The sequence below is a fragment of the Candidatus Diapherotrites archaeon genome, assembly GCA_040755695.1.
Taxonomy (GTDB): Archaea; Iainarchaeota; Iainarchaeia; order Iainarchaeales; family 1-14-0-10-31-34; genus JBFMAK01.
Genome location: JBFMAK010000038.1, coordinates 1 through 1,158, shown reverse-complemented (window position 1 = coordinate 1,158; position 1,158 = coordinate 1). Strand labels below are relative to the sequence as shown.

Below are 1,158 nucleotides of genomic sequence, written 5' to 3'. Positions count from 1 at the left end.
ATATGTAGGACCTTTTCTCTCCTTAGCCAATCCCAAGACAGTCTGAAACGCCGCCATCGGTGTCTTCCTGCGGTTGAAGCGAAAGGTATACTCGTTCAGGTATGCTTGTAGATGCTGTGGGCTAACGCCGTGGTGTGTCCCGCGAAGCCAAGTCTTCAGGTTGCCAATGACGCGGTGAATATGGGGCAGCCTCTTCGAGATTACATGTTTGTAACCTAGCTTTTCAAGGCCGTAGTATCCAACCCATTCGTCAGACTTGATAGTGGAATCCAGTTCCACATTGTCCTGAATGAATTTGCTAAGACCAGCCTTACTTGCGTTCGGGATAACCTTCAAGCGTACACGGTTGGCATACTTGCCCTTCAGGTCTACAGCCCCGACTACGAGCACTTTACCTTTGGCTCCACGCCCTGGCGGACCATGTATCTCAGCCCCGATGTATGTTTCGTCAACTTCGACAAGGCCGCTCAACTTTGTGCGTTCCTGTCGTACCATAGCTGACCGTAGCTTGTGAAGCATGGTAAAGGCTGTCTGGTAGCTGGGCAACCCAACCTGCCTTTGAAACTGAACCGCCGATATACCAGGGGTATGCGTCGTGACCAAGTATGCTGCTTGAAGCCATACAGGAATAGGTTGCTTGGAACGGTGCATTACTGTACCAGCGGTCACAGACACTTCATAGCGGCATTTTCTGCACTGAAGCAGTTTCCTTGTTGCTTTCCACCAGTACTCTTTGTGAACACAACGAGGGCAGACGAAGCCTTCCGGCCAGCGAGACTGTATCAGAAAGGCTAGTTGTTCTTCTTCGGTAGGGAAGCGGGTTTGGAACTCGAAAACTGTCTTTGGGAAGTCAGGTCGCGACATGCTAATTCTCCTTCAACCAACGCCATATCCGTCTCCAAATACTAAGTTCTAAGCTCTTAAACCCTGATGGAAGTATAACTCCTACGCGTTCCTCATCACGCCTGCGTCTTGATAACAAAGTCAATGAATGAACCAGCATAGCAAAACCTAAAATCCCGGCAACAGTAAGCACGACTGGTCTCCACGCTTCGGGTACATGCAGATACTCAAGCATAATTTCTACCATCACAGCCAGAATGACAGCGATTGCAAAAGCAGCGTAGATAGCTTTCACGAAGCACCTCCGTAAGAGAT

General features: G+C 49.5%; 2 protein-coding genes. Both read right to left on the bottom strand.

Annotated features, from left to right (window positions below):
• Positions 1-864, bottom strand: an 864-nt coding sequence (locus AB1467_07530) for an IS1595 family transposase (protein ID MEW6296105.1), incomplete at its 3' end; no start/stop codon positions are given.
• A gap of 1 nt (position 865) precedes the next feature.
• Positions 866-1,158, bottom strand: a 293-nt coding sequence (locus AB1467_07525; GenBank protein MEW6296104.1) for a hypothetical protein, incomplete at its 5' end; no start/stop codon positions are given.